Raw genomic sequence first — 19,121 nt, 5'->3', positions numbered from 1 at the left:
ATGCTCCTTGCAGCGGATGTGGACGGTCCGGAGGGTCGCCTACAGTGCACGAGTGCGCACAGACCGAGGTTGGAAGCGGTTCTACGCGGCGGGCTGGCTCGTCTCCGGACTCGTCGCCGTCGCCGCCACGTACCAGTGGCGGGCGCGGATGACGGCCCTCGAGGAGCAGCTCGCCGAGGCCCAGCGGGTCCGCGAGGAGGTCCTGCGCCGCCGCGTCGCCGAGGAGCAGCTGCGCATCGCCCGCGAGCTGCACGACTCGCTGACCCACAGCATCTCCGTTGTGACCATGCAGGCCGGGGTCGCCGCACACCTGGCCCGCAAGCGCGGCGAGGACGTCCCCGTCGCCCTGTCGGCCATCCAGGAGGCGGCCGGCGACGCGTCAAGAGACCTGCGCGAGACGTTGAGCGTGCTACGGCGCGACGACCACGCGAACGGGTACGGCCTGGAGGACCTCCCTCGTCTGGTCGCCCGCAGCAGCCACGCCGGGATCGAGCCGCGGCTCCGGATCTCCGGGAGACGTCGGACGGTGCCCGCCGAGGTCGACTCCGCCGCGTACCGGATCATCCAGGAGGCCCTCACCAACGTCGCCCGGCACGCCGGCGCCGCGGAGGCGCGCGTCGTCGTCGAGTACGGCCTCGACGTGGTGACCGTGCGCGTGGACGACGACGGTCGTACGGACCCGTCCGCCGTACCCGCGCGGCCCGGCCTCGGGCTGATCGGCATGCGCGAGCGGACCAACGCCCTCGGCGGGCACCTCAGCGCGGGCCGCCGACCGGACGGAGGGTTCTCAGTCGTCGCCGAGCTGCCGCTGACCCGCGACAGCGGAGCCGCCTCGTGATCCGGGTGCTGCTCGTCGACGACCAGGCGCTGATCCGTACGGGGCTGCGCGCGCTGTTCGACGCGGAGGACGACATCGAGGTCGTGGCGGAGGCCGAGGACGGCGCGACCGCGTACGACCTTGCCGTCATGCACCAGCCCGACCTCGTCCTCATGGATGTGCAGATGCCGGTGCTCGACGGGATCGAGGCGACCCGGCGCATCGTCGAGGACGAGCGGCTCTCGGCCGTACGCGTCGTGGTGCTGACGAACTACGGGCTCGACGAGTACGTGTTCGACGCCTTGCGCGCGGGGGCGAGCGGGTTCCTCGTCAAGGACACCGAGCCCGAGGAGATCGTGCAGGCGCTGAGGGTCGTCGCGGACGGCGACGCGCTCCTGTCACCGGGGATCACCCGACAGCTGATCAGCGAGTTCGTCGCGCGCCCTGCGGAGGTCGTCTCCGTCAATGCCCTCGAGACCCTGACCGCGCGCGAGCGGGAGGTCGTGGCGCTCGTCGGGCACGGCCTGAGCAACGACGAGATCGCTGAGCGGCTCGTCGTCAGTCCGACCACCGCGAAGACCCACGTGAGCCGGGCGATGACCAAGACCGGCGTACGGGACCGCGCGCAGCTCGTCGTCTTCGCGTACGAGTCGGGGCTGGTCCGCCCGCGCGAGCGCGAGGCTTGAGGCCTGGCGGCACCGCCGGACACTTTGCGTGGGGACCAACGCAGAGTGCGGACCCCACCGCGTGTTTCCGGTGGGGCGGCGACTTTGCGTGGGGCCCAACGCAAAGTGCGGCGGCGGGCAGCGGGGCGCGGGGCGGGTGCGACAACGAACGGCGCGTCACGGCAGTGCGGTGAGGACCTCCGCCGCCACGCGCTCGCCCGACGCGATCGCGCCGTCGACGTAGCCGCACCAGCGCTCGGCCGTCTCCGTGCCTGCCCAGTGGATGCGACCGACCGGCACCCGCAGAGCCGAGCCGACCTGCGTCCACGCCCCTGGCGGCAGGTGCGCGCCGTAGCATCCGCGCGTCCACTCCTCCGCTGTCCAGTCGTGCGAGACGAACGCCTGCGGGTCCATCGCGCGGGGGCCGAGGTGCTCGGCGAGCCCGCGGAGCACCTCCGTACGGGCGCGCGCCGGGCCCTTGGCGCCGAGGCGCAGCGCGTCGTCGCCCTCGACGAGGACGGTCAGCACGCCGTACCGGGAGTCCGGCGGGCTGGTGTCGAAGACGACCTTCGCGGGCCCCTCGTCGGTGGTGATCTCCCCCGACAGCGCGAGGTCGTGCCAGAACGGGCGCGTGTAGACCGCGTGGCACTTCACGACGCTGCCGTGCGGCATCCGCTGGACGAGCTGGGTGCGCTCGTGGGGGAGGCCGGGGAGGTACTCGATGGACGTCGCGAGCGCGGGTGGCACGGTGACGACGACGTGGTGCGCCGTGGTTGCGCCGGACTCGCTGTGCACCGTGACCCCGTCGGCGTCGTGCATGATCGTCGTCACCGGCTCCTGCAGCCGCACCCACCGCCCAAGCCCGTCGGCCAGCCGCTGCGCGACCTGCTGCATGCCGCCGACGACCCGTGCGTCCTGGGCTCCACCACCGGTCGTGAGGAGGTGCAGCAGCCCACCGCCCGAACGGGCGAAGAAGAGCATGTGCAGCAGCGAGACGTTCTGCGGCTCGGTGGCCAGCACGGTCCCGCACACGAGGCGGAAGTAGTCGCGGCCCTTCGGCGTCACGCACACCCGGCGGATCCAGCTCTCGAACGTCTGCGCGTCGTACCGCGCCGCGTGCTCGCCGCGCCACGGCGCCTCGACGTCCACGTGGTCGGCGGCCGCCGCGAAGCGCATCATCGCCTGCCCGACGTCGGCGGTGGTCACCGCGTCGAACGCCCGCGCGGTGGCGGCATAACGACGGGACTTGCCGCGCAGCGACGTCAACGCGTCGCCCGGCCCGTCCTGCGGCGTCGTCTCCAGCCCGAACCGCGCGAGCTCGGCCCGCAGGAGCCGCTGGTCCGGAGCGACCCAGGCCGCGCCCGCGTCGACCGAGAGGCCCTTCACCCCCGGGACGGGCTCGGTGAGCGTACGACCACCGACGCGGTCACGCGCCTCCAGCACGACGACGCTGCGTCCCGCCGCGCGCACCCGGTCGGCCGTCACGAGCCCAGCGACACCAGCTCCGACCACGATCACATCGACGTTCGCCACGCGTTGATCCTATGCGCGGCTCACCCGCGCGCCAGCGCCATCAGCCGCTGCGCCACCATCCCGAACTGTTCCTCGGCAGGAAGGCTCGCGACGTCGTCCCACACGGCGTCGCGTACGGACGGCTCGGCGTGGACGAGCGCACCCGTCTCCGTCTCCAGCACGACGCCCTGCGGACTCGCCCACAGCAACGTCTCGCCGGCCGGGACACCGGCGTCAGCGTCGGAGACCTCGTACGAGTCTGCGTCGAACATCGCGAGCCCGGTGTCCGCACCGCCGACGAACGCGACGTTCGCCCCGACCGGTGCCAGCGCGCGCAGCGCAGCGACCTCGTCGGCGACCGGGACGTAGATCCGATCCCCGGCGGCGAGTCCTCCCTCGTCCTTCACGATGTGGTCCACATCGACGACGAGGACGGAGTAGCCGAGCCGCTCGGGCTCTCCGCCGGAGGATCCGTCGAGCGCGACCTGCGGTCCCTTCTCCCACGCGGCCACGGCACCGATCAAGGCGACCGGCGACTCGGCGACGACCGCCTCGGGCGACTCGTAGCCCGCCGGGTCGATCTGGCCACCGACCGGCGTGGGTGCGGACGCGGACGTGGGAGCCGCCTGAGCAGACTCCCCGTCCGAGGATCCGTCGGTCGCGCCGCAGCCGACGACCAGGACCCCGAGCGCGACGAGGACCGCAGCCGTCCCGCGCACCTCAGGCCTTCTTCGTGGTCGACTTCTTGGCGGCTGCCTTCGCCGCGGTCTTCTTGGCCGGCGCCTTCTTGGCAGCCGTCTTCTTGGCCGCGGTCTTCTTGGCCGGCGCCTTGCGGGCCGTCTTCTTCGCAGGCCCCTTGGCGCGTTTCTCGGCGAGCAGCTCGGCCGCACGCGCCAGCGTGATCGTGTCGACCTCGTCGCCCTTGCGCAGCGTCGCGTTGACCTCGCCGTCGGTGACGTACGGACCGAAGCGCCCGTCCTTCACCACCACGGGCTTCTTGGACTCCGGGTCGTCGCCGAGCTCCTTGAGCGGGGCAGCCGCCGCACGACGTCCGCGCTGCTTGGGCTGGGCATAGATCGCCAACGCCTCCGGCAGCGTGATCGAGAAGATCTGGTCCTCGGTCTCCAGCGAACGCGAGTCGGTGCCCTTCTTGAGGTACGGCCCGTAGCGACCGTTCTGCGCCGTGATCTCGTCGCCGCTCTCGGGGTCGGTGCCGACCACGCGCGGCAGCGACAGCAGCTTGACCGCGTCGTCGATCGTCACGGTGTCGAGGTCCATCGACTTGAACAGCGACCCCGTACGAGCCTTCTCCTTCTTGGGCGCATCCTCGGGCAGCACCTCGGTGACGTACGGGCCGAAGCGTCCGTTCCTGGCGACCACGGTGAGGCCCGTCTCCGGGTCGGTGCCGAGCTCGCGGTCCTGGCCGGCCGGGGTGGCGAGAAGCTCCTTGGCCTTGTCGAGCGTCAGCTCGTCGGGCGGCAGGTCGTCGGGGACGTTGGCCCGCTGGAGCACGCCGTCGGCGTCCGGCCCCTCGAGGTACGGCCCGTAGCGGCCGACACGCAGCGCGATGCCGTCACCGATCTCGAACGTCGACAGCTCGCGCGCGTCGATGTCGCCGAGGTCGTCGACGAGGCGCTTGAGGCCGGTGTCGCCCGCATTATCGCCGTAGTAGAAGCCGTGCAGCACCGCGGGGCGCTCCTCACGGCCGGCGGCGACCTCGTCGAGGACATCCTCCATCGTCGCCGTGAACGCGTAGTCCACGAGCCGCCCGAAGTGCCGCTCCATCAGCCGGACGGTCGAGAACGCCACCCACGACGGGACGAGGGCGTTGCCCTTCTTGTAGACGTAGCCGCGGTTGAGGATCGTCTGGATGATCGACGCGTACGTCGACGGGCGGCCGATCTCACGCTTCTCCAGCTCGCCGATCAGGGTCTGCTCGGTGTAGCGGGCCGGCGGCTTCGTGGTGTGGCCGGCTGCCTCGAGCGAGTCGACGGTGACCGTGTCGCCCTGCGCGACGTCGGGCAGGCGCGTCTGCTTGTCGTCGGAGTCCGCCTCGGGGTCGTCCGCACCCTCGACGTACGCCTTGAGGAACCCGTAGAACGTGATCGTGCGGCCGGACGACGTGAACACGCACTCTTCGCCACTCGTCGAGGTCGCACCGATCCGTACGGTCGCGGTGTTGCCCTTGGCGTCCTTCATCTGCGATGCCATCGTGCGCATCCAGATCAGCTCGTACAGGCGAAACTCGTCGCCCGACAGGCCCGTCTCGGCGGGCGTACGGAACGTCTCGCCGGCCGGACGGATCGCCTCGTGCGCCTCCTGGGCGTTCTTGACCTTGGAGGCGTACGTGCGCGGCGCGTCCGGCAGGTAGTCCGGGCCGTACAGCTCGCGGACCTGCGCCCGCGCGGCGTTCAGCGCGGTCTGCGACAGCGTCGTGGAGTCGGTACGCATGTAGGTGATGTGGCCACCTTCGTACAGGCGCTGCGCCACCTGCATCGCCCGCTGCGCGCCCCAGCCGAGCTTGCGGCCGGCCTCCTGCTGCAGCGTGACAGTGCGGAACGGGGCGTACGGGCGGCGGGTGTACGGCTTGGACTCGATCGACAGGACCGTGAAGGTCTGCTCGCGCAGGCCGTCGGCGAGGGCGGAGGCGCGGGCCTCGTCGAGGTGGACGACCTCGGAGCTGGTGAGCTGCCCCTCGGAGTCGAAGTCACGGCCCTGCGCCACCCGGGCGCCTCCGACCGAGAGCAGCCGTGCCGGGAACGCACGCGGATCCTTGCTCTCGCCGGCGTCGAGGCGGGCATCGAGATCCCAGTACGAGGCGGAGCGGAACGCACGGCGCTCCCGCTCGCGCTCGACGACCATCCGCGTCGCGACTGACTGCACGCGGCCCGCGGACAGGCCGGACATGACCTTCTTCCAGAGGACCGGGCTGACCTCGTAGCCGTACAGACGGTCGAGGATGCGGCGGGTCTCCTGCGCGTCGACGAGGTCCTCGTTGATGTCGCGGGTGTTGGCGATGGCCGCCTGGATGGCCTGCGGGGTGATCTCGTTGAAGGTCATCCGCTTGACCGGGACCTTCGGCTTCAGCTCCTCCACCAGGTGCCAGGCGATCGCCTCGCCTTCGCGGTCCTCATCGGTCGCGAGGATGAGCTCGTCCGACTCCTTGAGGAGCTTCTTGAGCTTGGCGATCTGCGCCTTCTTGTCCGCCGGCACCACGTAGACGGGGTCGAAGTCGCCGTCGACGTCGACTCCGAGCCGCGCCCAGGGCTGTCCCTTGTACTTCGCAGGCACCTCGGCAGCGCCGTTGGGCAGGTCGCGGACGTGGCCGAACGAGGCCTCGACGACGTAGCCCTTGCCGAGGTAGCCCGCGATCTGGGCAATCTTCTTCGGCGACTCGACGATGACGAGAGAGGTCACTGGTGGGGTGCTCCTGGTCGTGTGCAGTCCCTGCGTCACCCGCCACGCGGGGATCGCAGTGCGTCGCAAAGGCGCGACGCGGCCAAGGTAGCGCGTGATCACAAGAGTTCGTGTACGGGTGTCGCTTCGTCGTGTCGCGGGTCACTCCGCGAGCCGCTGGTCAGCGCAGGTAGCCGTCGGCCACCAGCGTGCGTACCGACGGGAGCGTGGCGGCCCGCAGCTCGGTGGCGTCGTGCCCGAGGATCTGGGCGAGCGCGTCGATGATCTGCCCGACCGAGAGATCGCCGTCACAGGCGCCGACGAGCCCCGCCTCGACCGTGTCGAGCTGTTTGGCCCGGCGGACACCGCGCTGGAGGCGGACCATGATGACCTCCGGGTCCGACGCACCGGCCGGGCCGACGGTCTCTTGGACCAGCCCGTCGGCCTGGACGAGGTGTGCCGCGAGGAGCTCGGCGTCGGTGGCGTGGGCGTACGCGTCCGTGCGGGCACCCCAGGCCTCGATGTGCGGGCCGATGGGCTGCTCGATCTCGTACGGCCACTCCTCCAGCCGCAGCACGGGCGCGTCACGGCCGGCGTTGCGCAGGCTCAGCCACCCGAACCCGATCGCCTCGATGCCCTGGGACTCGAACCACGCCAGCCACGTGTCGTACCGCTGAACGTAGTCGGGCGCGCCCTGCAGGCCCGCGTCGGCGAGCCACATCTCGACGTACGTCGGCAGGTCGGCGACCTCACGCTGCAGCACCCACGCGTCGCAGCCGGTGCCGGACAGCCACTCGGTGAGGCGCTCGGTCCAGGGCTGGCCCTCGGCGTGGACCCAGTTGGCGAGGATCTGGCACCAGCCGCCGGGGTTGAGGTGGGCAGGAGCCTCCGTGACGATCCGTCGCACCACCTCGTCGCCCGGCAGGCCCGAGTCGCGGTAGACGAGCCGCTCCCCGGTGGCCGGGGAGACGACGAACGGCGGGTTCGTCGCGATCAGGTCGTACGTCTCGCCGCGCACGGGCGCGAGCAGGCTGCCGTCGCGGACCTCGAACAATGGCACAGACGGGTCATCGGCGTTGAGCGACGCCGTCAGGCGCGCCATCGCGAGCGCCCGCGGGTTCACATCCGTCCCGACGACACGGTCGGCGTGGGTCGCCAGGTGGAGGGACTGGACGCCGCACCCCGTGCCGAGGTCGAGCGCACTGCCGACAGGCTCGCGGACGGTGAGCTGGGCCAGCGACGACGAGGCCTCGCTGATGCCGAGCACGTGTTCGGGGCCGACCGTACGGGGCGAGCCGTCGAGACCAGGGGTGAGGTCGCAGACGACCCACCAGTCGCGCCAGTCGTCGCCGTACGCCCGCAGGTCGACGCGCGCGGCGACCTCGGACACGGAGCGCTCGAGGATCCCGGCGACCGACAGCGCGTCGACGAGGCCGGGAAGCGCACGCTCGGCCTGCTCGACCGCCACCGGCACCTGGAGCGCAAACAGTCGCGTCAGCGTCGACAGCGGGGATCCGTCGGTGGTCGCGCGCCTCCCGGGCGTGGTCTCGTTGCGCATGAGCGCCCGGTGGGCGTCGGCGCCGAGGAGGTCCGTGACCGCCCCGACCGTGTAGTCCGCGGTACGGAGGGCGTCACGTAGGGCGGCGGCGTCGGAGTCCCGGAGCATGGGGTCCAGCGTAGGCGGCGGTGCCGCCCACGCTGGACCTCGGATCATCCCTCGCCTCAGGGTCAGATCGGACGGGGGTCCTGCCAACCGGACTCGTCGTACTCCGGGGCACCCGGCACCGGGCCTCGGCGAGGCTCGCGGTCCTCGTCGCTGGTCGGCTCGTAGTCGACCCCGGGCTCCTGCAGCGCGTCCGGATCGGTGCCGTGGCCGCCGCCGTCGCCGCCGTCGGCGCTCCCCGGATCGTCGGTGATCGCCGACCGGCGCATCTTGGAGACGACGACCGCGGCGACGATGATCGCGACCGAGACGCCGGCGATGAGATAGCGCAGCACGTCGTTGGAGTCAGCCCCGTACGAGAGCGTCACCACGGCCGGTGCGATGAGGAGCGCGACGAGGTTCATCACCTTGAGGAGCGGGTTGAGCGACGGGCCCGCAGTGTCCTTGAACGGGTCGCCGACCGTGTCGCCGATGATGGTCGCCTCGTGGGCGTCGGAGCCCTTGCCGCCGTAATGGCCGTCCTCGACGAGCTTCTTGGCGTTGTCCCACGAGCCGCCGGAGTTGGCGAGCATGACCGCCATCAGAGCGCCCGCACCGATCGCGCCGGCGAGGTACGAGCCGAGTGCGCTGACCCCGAGCCCGAAGCCGACGGCGATCGGCGCGAAGATCGCGAGCACTCCCGGCGTCGCCAGCTCGCGCAGTGAGTCACGGGTGCAGATGTCGACCACGCGACCGTACTCAGGACGACCGGTGCCCTCCATGATCCCGGGGATCTCGCGGAACTGGCGACGAACCTCGTACACGACGGCGCCGGCGGCGCGCCCGACGGCGGCGATCGCCAGGCCCGAGAAGAGGAACACCACCGAGGCGCCGATGATCAGACCGACGAGGTTGTTGGGCTCGGCGATGTTGAGCACGCCCAGCAGGCCGAGCAGGTCGCCGACCGCGATCCCGCTCGCGTCGGTGATGCTCGCCGCCTCCCGGGTGATCGTGTCGGTGAACGCTCCGAACAGCGCGGTCGCCGCGAGCACGGCCGTCGCGATCGCGATGCCCTTGGTGATCGCCTTGGTGGTGTTGCCGACCGCATCGAGCTCGGTGAGGATCTGGGCGCCGTTCTCGTCGACGTCGCCCGACATCTCGGCGATCCCCTGCGCGTTGTCGCTCACGGGACCGAACGTGTCCATCGCGACGATCACGCCGACGGTGGTGAGCAGGCCGCAGCCCGCCAACGCCACCGCGAACAGCGAGACCAGGAGCGCACCACCGCCGAGGAGGAACGCCCCGTACACCGCTGCGCCGATCACCAGGGCCGTGTAGACCGCCGACTCGAGGCCGAGCGAGAACCCGGAGAGGATGACGGTGGCCGGACCGGTGAGCGCAGTCTTGGCGACGTCCTTGACCGGAGAGTGCTCAGTGCCGGTGAAGTAGCCGGTCAGCGCGAGGATCACGGACGCCAGGACGATGCCGATGAGCACGGCGACGATGGCGACGACCTGCGGGTTGAACTCGCCTGCCTGCGAACCGAGGCCGAGCTGCCCGAACAAGCCTTCGATCGCGGTGACGCCACCGGCGTCAACGAGGTCCTCCGAGCTGGAGGGCAGATAGATGAACGCGGCGATCGTGCATCCCACCGCTGAGACGATCGCGGAGAGGTAGAACGCGCGGTTGATCGTGGTGAGGCCGCCTTCGCCCGCCCGTGGGCGTGTCAGGAAGACGCCGAGGATCGCGGTGAGCGCGCCGATCGCCGGGACGATCAGCGGGAAGACGAGACCGTGCTCGCCGAAGGTCACCGAGCCGAGGATGAGTGCGGCCACGAGCGTGACCGCGTACGACTCGAAGAGGTCGGCGGCCATGCCGGCGCAGTCGCCGACGTTGTCGCCCACGTTGTCGGCGATCGTGGCGGCGTTGCGCGGGTCGTCCTCGGGGATGCCCTGCTCCACCTTGCCGACGAGGTCGGCGCCCACGTCTGCGGCCTTGGTGAAGATGCCTCCGCCGACTCGCATGAACATCGCGAGCAGCGCGGCGCCGAAGCCGAAGCCCTCGAGCACCGACGGCGCCTCACCCTTGTAGATGAGGACGACGACCGCGGCACCGAGAAGCCCGAGGCCGACGGTCGACATGCCGACGACGCCTCCGGTCCGGAAGGCGATCCGCATCGCCGGGTCACGCCCCTCGTTCTGCGCGGCGGCGGCGACCCGCACGTTGGCGCGCACGGCGAGCCACATGCCGAGATAGCCGATCGTCGCGGAGAACAACGCGCCGACGAGGAAGAAGATCGAGCGTCCGACGCGGATGTTCGCATCGCCAGGAAGGATGAACAGGAGCAGGAAGGCCAGCACGACGAAGACGCCGAGCGTCTTGAACTGCCGTGTCAGGTAGGCCGAGGCGCCCTCCTGGACCGCCCGACCGATCTCCTGCATCCGCTCGGTGCCTTCGGCGGCCTCGAGGACTTGCTTGCGGAACACCGCGGCCATCACCAATGAGATGACGCCGATGACGGCGACTCCGACGACCAACCCCAGGTTCGTACCCGTGAGGGACAGGTCTTCGGATGCTGCCAGGGGAACGTAGGACATGCGGATCCTTCCTCGGCATCGCGCGGTGAAGCGCTGACTCAGGCGTGCCCGAACAGACAATCAGCAACGTGACGTACGACACAACCGTTTCGGCGACAGACACGCGGATTTGTGTCAGGGACGTGACGTCAGCCCGCCCTGGGGCGGCTGTACGGCCCTGGGACGGTGTGAGCGGCGCGGTGAACGGCGTTCAGGCGGCGTGCGCGGCGACGGCGTCGTCGACCGTGCCGAAGATGCCGAACACCTTAGTGAGCCCGGTGATCTCGAAGATCTTGAGGAGACGCGCACGGGTGCAGACGACGTCAAGGCTGCCGTCGTAGGCACGGACGCGCTTCAGACCGCCGACGAGGACCCCGAGTCCGGTGGAGTCCAGGAAGTCGACCTTCTCCACGTCGACGATGACGTGGTGGTGGCCGCTCTCGATGAGATCGGCGAGCGCCTCCCGCAGGCGCGGCGCCGTGTAGACGTCGATCTCGCCCGCAACCTCGACGATGCGGAAGCCGTCGAGCGCTCGGGTCTCGAGTGACAGGTCCACCGCGGGCTCCTGCTCGTACGACAGCGGGACAGGCACAATTCAACCACGCGGACGCTGCTCCCCGTGGGGTTCCTGCCTGGCTGCTCGTGGGCTCGTTTGCCGGTCTTGGGAGACTCGTAGGGTGGCCGATCCGATCGAGACCTTGCTGCGGCTGCCCGGGGCCTCCGACGGCCGGCTCGTCCACCTCGCACGCGAGGAGGCCCGCACCGCCGTTCATGCGCAGTGGCCCAGTTGGGTCGACGACGCGCTGCGGACTCGACTGCGCTCTGTCGGCATCGACACCCTGTGGGCCCACCAGGTCGAGGCGGCAGACCTCGCGCACTCCGGACGACACGTCGTCGTGGCCACCGGGACGGCCTCCGGCAAGTCGGCGGCGTACCAGCTGCCGGCTCTCACTGCGCTCGGCGCGGGCAGAGCAGCCGACGAGCGGCGCGGCCGCGGCCCGACCGTCCTCTATCTCGCACCGACGAAGGCGCTCGCCCACGACCAGCTGCAAGGGCTCGACGTCCTCACGGCCGGCTGGGAGGCGGTGCGCGCGGCAGCGGTCGACGGCGACAACACGCGCGAGGAACGCCAGTGGGCCCGCGACCACGCCAACTACATCGTGACCAACCCCGATCTCCTGCACCGCACCGTGCTGCCCTCGCACAGCCGATGGGCGCGATTCTTGTCGGGACTGCGCTATGTCGTCGTCGACGAGTGCCACCACTATCGCGGGGTGTTCGGCTCGCACGTCTCCCACGTCCTGCGCCGGCTCCGTCGGATCGCTGCCCACTACGGCGCAGACCCGACGTTCGTGCTCGCTTCGGCGACGGTCGCCGACCCCGGTGTCTCCGCCTCGCGGCTCACCGGGCTCGACGTGCACGCGGTCACCGACGACGCCGCGCCGAAGGGGGAGGTCGCGCTCGCGCTCTGGGAGCCGCCGCTCGTCGACGCCGGGGCGGGCGAGAACGGCGCCCCCGTACGACGGCCTGCGTCGGTCGAGGCCGCCGGGCTGCTCACCGACCTGGTCGCGTCCGGCGTGCGCACCCTCGCCTTCGTCCGGTCTCGCCGCGGCGCGGAGTCCGTCGCCATGTCGGCGCGGCGGATGCTCGCCGAGGTCGACGCGTCGCTGCCCGAGCGCGTGACGACCTATCGCGGCGGCTACCTCCCGGAGGAGCGTCGCGCCATCGAGCGCGACCTGAGGAGCGGGTCCCTGCTCGGCCTGGCGAGCACCAACGCGCTCGAGCTGGGCATCGACGTGGCCGGTCTCGACGCTGTCGTCACCACGGGCTTCCCTGGCACCCGTGCGGCGCTCCGGCAGCAGTTCGGGCGGGCGGGGCGCGACGGGTCCCGCGCCGTCGGGATCTTCGTCGCCCGCGACGACCCGCTCGACACCTATCTGGTGCATCACCCGGAGGCCCTCCTCGGTGCTCCCGTGGAAGGCACGGTCTTCGACCCGTCCAACCCGCACGTGATCGGCCCGCACCTCGCCGCGGCCGCACAGGAGCTCCCGCTGACCGACGGCGACCTCGGCCTGTTCGGGGAGGGCGCCGCCGAGGGGGTGGCTGCCCTCACCGCCGCGGGATGGCTGCGACGGCGTCCGCAGGGGTGGTTCTGGACGAAGCGTGAGCGCGCGGCCGACCTCGTCGACATCCGCTCGGTGGGAGGGCCCGCGGTGCAGATCGTGGACGACGACACAGGCCGCCTCCTCGGCACCGTCGATGGTGGACGCGCCGACGCGACCGTGCACGAGGGTGCTGTCTACGTGCATCGCGGCGAGACCTACGTGGTCGAGCAGTACGACCCCGGTGACGGCGTCGCCCTCGTACGGCCCGACCGTCCGGACTACACGACCACCGCCCGGTCGGTGACCGACATCGCGATCGTCGACCAGCGCGACGCCGTGCCGTGGGGCCGGGCGACTGTCGCCTTCGGAGACGTCGACGTGACCAGCCGCGTCGTGTCGTACGTGAAGCGGCGCTCGGGCAGCGCGCAGGTCCTCGGAGAGATGCCGCTCGACCTGCCCGAGCACACGCTGCGGACCACTGCGGTGTGGTGGACGCTGCCCGGTCGGGTCGTCGAGTCGCTCGCGCTCGACCCGGCCGAGGTGCCGGGAGCCGCCCATGCGGCCGAGCACGCGTCGATCGGCCTTCTCCCGCTGCTCGCCACCTGCGACCGCTGGGACATCGGCGGGGTCTCGACCGCCCTCCACCCCGACACGGGGATGCTCACCGTCTTCGTGCACGACGGCCTCCCTGGTGGTGCGGGCTTCGCCCGGCGGGGGTACGACGTCGCGCACCGCTGGCTGTCGATGACGCGCGACGCGATCGCCTCGTGCGGGTGCGACGTCGGCTGCCCCTCCTGCGTGCAGTCGCCGAAGTGCGGCAACGGCAACAACCCGCTGTCGAAGCGCGGTGCCGTCGTCCTGCTCGACGCGCTGCTCGCGGACGCGCCCGACGCTCCGGGTGCCGCGGCCACGTCCCCGGTGGGAGACGCCGAATCTCGTTAGGGTGGCTCCACCATCGCGAGGGGGATGTCGATGATCGCTCTGGGTGTCCTGCTGCTGGCGCTGGCCGTTCTCGTGGGTGTCGTCGTCTCCGTGGAAGCCACCGAGGCAGTCTCGGTGGAGTTCCTCGGGTGGGACGTCACGACCGACGGCGTCGGCGCCTTCTGGATCGGCGCGGGCAGCATGCTCGTCGCCGTCGTCGGCCTGGGACTGATCACGCGCGGGCTGCGCCGCTCGTACCAGGTGCGCAAGGAGAACCGTCAGCTTCGCAAGGAGCACCGCCGGCTGGAGCAGCAGCGCGCGCAGGAGTCGCGTCCCGCGGAGCCCTCCGCACTGTCGGAACCGACATCGAAGACCCCTCGCGAGGAGCCGCCGTACGAGCCGGACGACTTCGCCGGCGAGGGCGGAGCGGACGAGGGCCCTCATCGCCCACCTCCGGCCGCGGGGACGTAGTCGCGCGGCGCCGCCCTCGCCGTGCGCTTCAGGGTGAGGGTCACGCCCCACGTCCGCGCGCTGCGCTCGACGACGACGGTGGCGACCGCGGCGTCGAGCGCGCACGAGCGAAGCCGGACCTCGTTGGCCGCGGCGATGCGCTCCGCCTGGGCGCACCCGTCGCCACCGCCGTCAGCCGACCCGCTGGCGGCGAGCGCCGTCAGGTCTGCGGCAGCGGTGACCTGGTGCTGGAGCCGCGCGAGCGCCGCGACCTGCACAGCGATCGCGAACGCGGTCGCAAAAACCGTCACCACCACGAGACCATAGACCGCGCCCGCTCCCCCCTCGGTCCGCAGCGCTGACAGACGGCCGATCACGGTCGGCTCGCGGACTCGTCGGCGCTCACCGCGGACGCGTCGAGGTCGACCGCGAGCTGCCGGACGACGGGCAGCTCGACGCGGGACCTCAGGCGCACGATCACCCGGGTCGTCGCCTCGTCCTCCCCGTCGACGACCTCCACCGTGGCCCCCTCGGGAGCCATCTGCTCCACGGCATCGACGACATCCTCCCTGTCGTCGCCGCGAGCGGCCATGCGCGCTCCCTCTCGCGCCGCATCGACCAGCCGCACATGGGTGACCCCGAGGCTCACCACCCACACGAGCGCGAACGCCAGGGCGACCAGGAACGGCAGGACCATCGCCGTCTCTGCCGTCACCATCCCTCGCTCACGTCCTCCACCTGCCGCCACCGCTTCTCCTCTCACCGTGGACCGGGTCCAGCGGTCGGGTGCGACCGCCGGACCCGCCGAGCCTCGGGCGTGCTCACATGAACGGGAGCAGCTCGATCCCCTTCTCGAAGACGCCCTTGACGAAGTCGTTGAACCAGTCCGACGTCGCGATGGTGTAGATGGCGCCGCCGACGGTGCAGGCACCCACGGTGCCGACGGCGTACTCGGAGGTGGTCATCCCCTGCTCGTTGGCACGTGCCCGCAGCTGCTTCAGGTATCGCATGTCGCTCTCCTCGATCGGTGTCGTGACGCCCGCCGCTCGGGCGCACCTACAAGGTGGGTCCGTCTTCTCCCTCCTGACGCGGAGCGAGCCTCGGCTGGGGAAGGCGCCCGGTTGTGGAGGCGCGCGTGCAGCGTCAGAGGTCGAGCGACGCGAAGGTCGCCACCACCGTGGGGACCACACCGAGCAGCAGGAAGGCTGGCAGGAAGCAGGCGCCGAGCGGTGCCGCCGTACGAACCCCCACGGCGCGCGCACGCTCCAGAGCGGCGGCACGTTGGACGGCACGCAGGTCGTCCGCGGCGCGCTCGAGCACCCGTCTCACGGCGGTGCCGCTGCGCGCCGCACGGGCGAACGCGCGAGCCAAGGGGGCGAGCACGGGATCGTCGTGCAGCTCGCGCCACACGGCGGCCGGATCGGCGCCGAGGCTCAGCCGCGCGACGACGCCGTGCAGACGCGCGCCCAGTGGGCCGTCAACCGCGTCGGCGACGACGGCCAGGACCTGCATGGTCGGCCGCCCCGCGACCACCGCCGCCACGACCAGGTCGAGCGCGAGCGGCAGGTCCCTCATCTCTCGCTCACGCTGGCGCCGGTGCGCGGCAGGCTCGAGCCTGCTCACCCACCAGGTGACGCCCGCCCCGGCGAGGAGGCCCAGGACCATACCCGACACTCCGCCCACCACCTGAGAGACCGCAACGACGGCGAGCGCGCCCGCGAACCAGTGCGAGGTGAGCCAGCCCGGTCGTGGACGGCCGGGGGTCGGAGCGGTCTGCTGAGCGCGAAGGTCACGCAACCGCGCCCGGCCGGAGTCATCCGCAGCGAGCGCGACCGCCAGGCACGCGAGAAGGGCGGCGAGCAGGCTCACCTCGCGGCCGACTCCGTGAGGCGCTCGACCCACAGCACCCCTGCGACCGCGAGTGCCGCCCCGCCCGCCAGGCACCACGAGCCGAGGCCCCCACCCAGCAAGAAGCCGAGTGGGTCTCCGCCGAGCGCCACACCGAGGGCGAGGGCGAGGACGGGCAGCACCGCGAGCAGCCGTGCCGTCGCGCGAGGAGATCCGAGGGCCGCGTCCACCTCACGCAAGAGGTCGTCACGTTCGCGGAGCATCTCGGCAACGCGATCGAGGATCGCCGCCTGGCTCGCACCGCTGCGCGCGCTCACGGACCAGGCGGCGGCGACGTCGCGGAGGCCTTCTGCACCAGGCGCAGTGGAGGCCGCCCGCAGCGCTGTGACGACGTCGCCGCCCAACCGCGCGTGGGAGGCGACGGTGGCGAGCACGACGAAGTCCCTGGCGACCCGGTCGATCGCGAGCGAGGCCGGCGACCCGGAGGCGAGCTCGGACGCGAGCGCCTCACACGCGCCCGCGATCTCGGCGTGGAGCCGGCGACCGTCTGCGCGGCGTCGTCCGCGTGCACGCAACCGCGCCACGACTGCGACGACACCGGACACGACCGCGATGGCCACGAAGGAGACTCCCCACCAGGCGAGGACGACGACCGCGAGTGCACCGACGAGCCAGACCCACGACGCGCGAGGCCGCGACCGCACTGCGCCCGCCGCCTCGAAGGCCCGAGGCACGATCCGGCCGGAGCCTGACGGCCCGGCTCCGAGCCATGTCCCGAACGCCGCCAGCAGCATCGCGGCGACCGCCCACGAACCGCCAGCGCTCACGGCGCCGCCTCGCCCTCACCCGTACGACCGAGCACCTCGTCGAGCCGCTCTGCCCCGGGGCCGCGAGCTTTCCTGCCGTCGGCCGCGATCGCCCACGCGGTCTCGCACACCACCGTGCCGTCGCCTGCGCCTTGCAAGGTCGCGACCTCGGCGACGCGCCGGCGTCCGGCCGCGTCCCGGGCGACGTGGACCACGAGATCGAGCGCGGCACCGAGCTGGCTGTGCACCGCGGCCCGCGGCATCCCCGCCGCCATCGCCAGCGCCTCGACCCTCGCGGGGACGTCACGTGGAGTGTTGGCGTGAAGGGTGCCGCATCCACCCTCGTGTCCTGTGTTGAGCGCACCGAGGAGGTCGACCACCTCGGCCCCGCGCACCTCGCCGACGACCAGCCGGTCGGGACGCATCCGCAGCGCCTGGCGGACGAGATCGCGCAGCACCACCGCACCCGCGCCCTCGACGTTGGCCGGCCGTGCCTCGAGCGCGACCACGTGCGGGTGGTCGGGACGCAGCTCGCTGGCGTCCTCGACGACCACGAGGCGCTCGGCCGCAGGCACGGCACCGAGCATCGCCGCGAGCAGGGTCGTCTTGCCCGTACCCGTGCCGCCTGTGACGAGGAAGGCCGCCCGCGCCCGGACGATCGCCGCGAGCACCCCGCGGACGTCCGCCGTGAACGCACCCCGCGCGGCGAGCTCGTCGAGCGAGTACGCCCGACGAGCAGGCACTCGCAGCGACAGCGCCGTGCCGGGCCGGGCGAGTGGCGACAGCACCGCGTGGAGCCTGGTCCCGTCAGGAAGACGTACGTCGACGAAGGGCGAGGCGTCGTCGAGCCGGCGGCCGGCCGCCGCCGCGAGGCGCTGAGCCAAGCGGCGGACAGCGTCGTCGTCCGTGAAGCGCACGTCGGTGCGCTCCAGCCCGGACCCCCGGTCGACGTAGACGTCGTCGGGCCCGTTGACGAGGACGTCGGTCACGCCCTCGGCCCGAAGCAGACGCTCCAACGGACCGGCGCCGACGGTCTCACGATGGAGGGCATCGACGACGGCGAGGACCGTACGGTCGCCGTGGACGTGGCCGCCCGCGCGCAGGGCCGCCGCCACACGATCGGCGGTGGGACGCTCTCCCGCGGCGGCGATCTTGTCGCGGATCTCCTCGATCAACCCCTCATCGGGCGTCTGAGCGGCGCTCGGCGAGGCAAGAGCATCGAGGGTGCGGGAGACGCGCCTCATCGCCCGAGCTCCGGGCCCAAGACGTCGAGCACCTCACGCGCCGCCCGCCGGACCGACGTACGCCTGGCGAGCGGCCCGAGGCCCTCCTCGACCGCGAGTCGGAAGCGTGGGTCGTCGTCGACCGTCGCCACCAGCGGCATGCCGAGGGTGTCCGCGACCAGTTCAGGTGGGAGGCCTCGACGTCGTCGGCGCACCACGAGCCCGACGTTGCTCGCCCACCCGGCTAGCCCCTCGGCGACGCCGGACGCCGCACCGACCGCACGCACATCGTCAGGCACGACGAGGACGACGGAGGTTGCTCGCGCGAGGATCTCCTCGACCGGTGTGTCGAGGTGGCGCGGCAGATCGGCGACGACGAGGTCATGGACACGCCTGCCCGCCGCCAGGACGGCCCGCACCGTCTCCGGCGCTGCAGGCTCGATCGCCCCGCGATCCCACGCGAGGACCGCCAAGTCGTCGACCCGCGGCAGCGACCTGCTCAGTGCCGCCCCGCTCAGCCTCCCGTGCGTGCCTGTCAGGTCGCTCCACCGCAGCCCGGGCGTCGCCTCGACCCCGAGCAGCACGTCGAGCCCACCGCCCCACGGGTCGGCGTCGACCAGAAGCACGCTCGCGCCACCGTGACGGTCCGTGACCGACCGGTCCCGCGTTGCCGTCATCGCGACCGCTGCCGCGAGCGACGACGCCCCTGCGCCCCCGCAGCCACCGACGACGGCGAGCACCGGCGCGTCCTGGCCGGCACCCTCGACGCCGTCGGCGAGAGCGTCGCAGAGCGTGCTGTCGTCACGTGGGAGGGCGAGAACTCGATCGGCACCGACGGCGAGCGCCACGCCCCACACCTGCGGGTCGGGTGACTCGTCGGCGATCACGACGACGTCAGCTCGTCGCTCCAGCGCGGCCGAGGCCACCTCGTCGAGGGCATCGTCGCCGATCACGACGAGGCCCGCCCGCGGCCAGAGCTGGCGCGCGGCACCCACGTCGGCGCACACGTTCGGCTCGACGCCTGCGGCCGCGCACAGGCGGAGAACGGACTCGAGCCGCTGCTCAGAGGCGGTGACGAGCAGCGGTCGTACAGGTCCGGCGCTTCCGGTGTAGGCAACCATGACGTGAGCATGTGTCCTCACGAAGCCGGCGGCCTCGAG

At 72.0% G+C, this 19,121-nt stretch carries 17 protein-coding genes; 4 read left to right on the top strand and 13 right to left on the bottom strand.

Translation table 11 applies throughout. The features are described 5' to 3' along the window. The first annotated feature begins 52 nt into the window (after nucleotides 1-52). Together HCT63_RS02815 and HCT63_RS02810 are read left to right on the top strand one after the other, a co-directional pair. On the top strand, nucleotides 53-838 hold the full coding sequence (locus tag HCT63_RS02815; RefSeq protein WP_208322235.1) for a histidine kinase: 786 nt from the start codon (nucleotides 53-55) through the stop codon (nucleotides 836-838). Next, nucleotides 835-1,503 carry a response regulator transcription factor gene (locus tag HCT63_RS02810; protein ID WP_167001277.1) on the top strand — a complete coding sequence of 223 codons (669 nt, stop codon included), beginning with the start codon at nucleotides 835-837 and terminating at the stop codon, nucleotides 1,501-1,503. Before HCT63_RS02815 ends, HCT63_RS02810 begins: the two co-directional genes overlap by 4 nt. Before the next feature lie 156 nt (nucleotides 1,504-1,659). Here the strand turns inward: HCT63_RS02810 and HCT63_RS02805 are convergent, their stop codons facing one another. The 6 genes from HCT63_RS02805 to HCT63_RS02780 form a co-directional block, all read right to left on the bottom strand. Next, nucleotides 1,660-3,015, bottom strand: a complete 1,356-nt coding sequence (locus HCT63_RS02805; protein ID WP_167001275.1) for a flavin monoamine oxidase family protein — start codon at nucleotides 3,013-3,015, stop codon at nucleotides 1,660-1,662. Nucleotides 3,016-3,035: 20 nt separating this feature from the next. Then, nucleotides 3,036-3,713 carry a hypothetical protein gene (locus HCT63_RS02800; protein ID WP_167001273.1) on the bottom strand — a complete coding sequence of 226 codons (678 nt, stop codon included), beginning with the start codon at nucleotides 3,711-3,713 and terminating at the stop codon, nucleotides 3,036-3,038. A 1-nt stretch (nucleotide 3,714) separates the two neighbouring features. After that, nucleotides 3,715-6,411, bottom strand: a complete 2,697-nt coding sequence (gene topA / locus HCT63_RS02795) for a type I DNA topoisomerase (RefSeq protein ID WP_167001271.1) — start codon at nucleotides 6,409-6,411, stop codon at nucleotides 3,715-3,717. A 160-nt stretch (nucleotides 6,412-6,571) separates the two neighbouring features. Beyond that, nucleotides 6,572-8,056 carry a methyltransferase gene (locus HCT63_RS02790; protein ID WP_167001269.1) on the bottom strand — a complete coding sequence of 495 codons (1,485 nt, stop codon included), beginning with the start codon at nucleotides 8,054-8,056 and terminating at the stop codon, nucleotides 6,572-6,574. A 62-nt stretch (nucleotides 8,057-8,118) separates the two neighbouring features. After that, entirely contained in the window at nucleotides 8,119-10,629 is a 2,511-nt protein-coding gene (locus HCT63_RS02785; RefSeq protein ID WP_167001267.1) for a sodium-translocating pyrophosphatase, read from the bottom strand. 190 nt (nucleotides 10,630-10,819) lie between these two features. Beyond that, nucleotides 10,820-11,164: an STAS domain-containing protein gene (locus tag HCT63_RS02780; RefSeq protein WP_167001266.1), complete on the bottom strand. Its 345-nt coding sequence runs from the start codon at nucleotides 11,162-11,164 to the stop codon at nucleotides 10,820-10,822. Between the two features lie 121 nt (nucleotides 11,165-11,285). Between HCT63_RS02780 and HCT63_RS02775 the strand changes: the two genes are divergently transcribed. Together HCT63_RS02775 and HCT63_RS02770 are read left to right on the top strand one after the other, a co-directional pair. Continuing rightward, entirely contained in the window at nucleotides 11,286-13,655 is a 2,370-nt protein-coding gene (locus tag HCT63_RS02775; protein ID WP_243842857.1) for a DEAD/DEAH box helicase, read from the top strand. A 30-nt stretch (nucleotides 13,656-13,685) separates the two neighbouring features. Further along, entirely contained in the window at nucleotides 13,686-14,105 is a 420-nt protein-coding gene (locus HCT63_RS02770; RefSeq protein WP_167001262.1) for a LapA family protein, read from the top strand. On the opposite strand, the gene HCT63_RS02765 is transcribed toward HCT63_RS02770, so the two are convergent. From HCT63_RS02765 to ssd, 7 genes are all read right to left on the bottom strand, one after another. Continuing rightward, entirely contained in the window at nucleotides 14,075-14,461 is a 387-nt protein-coding gene (locus HCT63_RS02765) for an Rv3654c family TadE-like protein (RefSeq protein WP_167001260.1), read from the bottom strand. The two genes, HCT63_RS02770 and HCT63_RS02765, sit on opposite strands and share 31 nt — an antisense overlap. Beyond that, nucleotides 14,458-14,832, bottom strand: coding sequence for a TadE family protein (locus tag HCT63_RS02760; protein WP_167001258.1), 375 nt, complete (start codon nucleotides 14,830-14,832; stop codon nucleotides 14,458-14,460). Before HCT63_RS02760 ends, HCT63_RS02765 begins: the two co-directional genes overlap by 4 nt. 73 nt (nucleotides 14,833-14,905) lie before the next feature. Beyond that, on the bottom strand, nucleotides 14,906-15,094 hold the full coding sequence (locus HCT63_RS02755; protein ID WP_167001256.1) for a DUF4244 domain-containing protein: 189 nt from the start codon (nucleotides 15,092-15,094) through the stop codon (nucleotides 14,906-14,908). A gap of 133 nt (nucleotides 15,095-15,227) precedes the next feature. Then, on the bottom strand, nucleotides 15,228-15,953 hold the full coding sequence (locus HCT63_RS02750; protein ID WP_208322234.1) for a type II secretion system F family protein: 726 nt from the start codon (nucleotides 15,951-15,953) through the stop codon (nucleotides 15,228-15,230). Beyond that, nucleotides 15,950-16,759 carry a type II secretion system F family protein gene (locus HCT63_RS02745; RefSeq protein ID WP_167001253.1) on the bottom strand — a complete coding sequence of 270 codons (810 nt, stop codon included), beginning with the start codon at nucleotides 16,757-16,759 and terminating at the stop codon, nucleotides 15,950-15,952. Before HCT63_RS02745 ends, HCT63_RS02750 begins: the two co-directional genes overlap by 4 nt. Beyond that, complete coding sequence (locus tag HCT63_RS02740; protein ID WP_167001251.1) at nucleotides 16,756-17,982, bottom strand: TadA family conjugal transfer-associated ATPase; 1,227 nt, start codon at nucleotides 17,980-17,982, stop codon at nucleotides 16,756-16,758. The genes HCT63_RS02745 and HCT63_RS02740 overlap by 4 nt, the downstream gene beginning before the upstream one ends. Beyond that, complete coding sequence (gene ssd / locus HCT63_RS02735) at nucleotides 17,979-19,082, bottom strand: septum site-determining protein Ssd (protein WP_167001249.1); 1,104 nt, start codon at nucleotides 19,080-19,082, stop codon at nucleotides 17,979-17,981. Before ssd ends, HCT63_RS02740 begins: the two co-directional genes overlap by 4 nt. Between the last annotated feature and the right edge of the window lie 39 nt (nucleotides 19,083-19,121).

This window comes from Mumia sp. ZJ430, from assembly GCF_011751845.1.
Classification (GTDB): domain Bacteria; phylum Actinomycetota; class Actinomycetes; order Propionibacteriales; family Nocardioidaceae; genus Mumia.
The sequence above is the reverse complement of the archived record's forward strand: the minus strand, read 5'-3'. Positions and strand labels throughout refer to the sequence as shown.